General features: G+C 63.4%; 1 rRNA gene. It reads right to left on the reverse strand.

Features of this window, described 5'->3' with window-relative positions:
* Window positions 1–1,018: ribosomal RNA gene (locus tag ACTM82_RS08945) — 23S ribosomal RNA — on the reverse strand; the annotation flags it as partial.

Genomic DNA, 1,018 nt, shown 5'->3' on the forward strand with positions numbered 1-1,018 from the left:
GCCCCAGGATGCGATGAGCCGACATCGAGGTGCCAAACCTTGCCGTCGATGTGGACTCTTGGGCAAGATCAGCCTGTTATCCCCGGAGTACCTTTTATCCGTTGAGCGACGGCCCACCCACTCGGGGCCGCCGGATCACTAGAGCCTGCTTTCGCACCTGCTCGGCTCGTGGGCCTCGCAGTCAAGCCCGCTTGTACTCTTGCATTCAAAAGGACGGTTGCCGACCGTCCCGAGCGGACCTTCGCGCGCCTCCGTTACCCTTTAGGAGGCGACCGCCCCAGTCAAACTGCCCGCCTGGCACGGTCCCCGAGCCGGTTGACGGCCTCGGGTTAGGACGCCGGTCGCGCGAGGGCAGTATTCCAAGGGCGGCTCCCCGGGGGCTGGCGCCTCCGGATCTTCGCCTCCTGCCTATCCTCTACACGCGGGACCAGCGGCCAATGCCAAGCTGCAGTGAAGGTTCACGGGGTCTTTCCGTCCTTCCGCGGGTAAGTCGCATCTTCACGACCAGTGCAATTTCACCGGGTCCATGGTCGAGACAGCGCCCAAGTCGTTGCGCCTTTCGTGCAGGTCGGAACTTACCCGACAAGGAATTTCGCTACCTTAGGACCGTTATAGTTACGGCCGCCGTTTACCGGGGCTTGGCTTCGGGGCTTCGCCGAGACGGCTAACTCCTCCGCGTGACCTTCCGGCACCGGGCAGGCGTCAGACCCTATACGTCGCCTTGCGGCTTCTGCAGAGTCCTGTGTTTTTGGTAAACAGTCGCTTGGGCCTCTCCACTGCGGCCCGCCTCCGCTCCCGGAGCAAGTCCGTTCACGTACGCGCGGGCACCCCTTCTCCCGAAGTTACGGGGCCATTGTGCCGAGTTCCTTGACCATGGTTGACCCGATCGCCTCGGTATGTTCTACCCACCCACCTGTGTCGGTTTGCGGTACGGGCGCGCACGCGCCTGCCTAGGGGTTTTTCTAGGGACCTCGGGCTCACTCGCTTCGCTTAAGTGCTTCGTCCGGAGCCTCGCCCT

The sequence above is a fragment of the Collinsella sp. HCP3S3_E5 genome (assembly GCF_052067635.1).
In the GTDB taxonomy this organism is placed as follows: Bacteria; Actinomycetota; Coriobacteriia; order Coriobacteriales; family Coriobacteriaceae; genus Collinsella.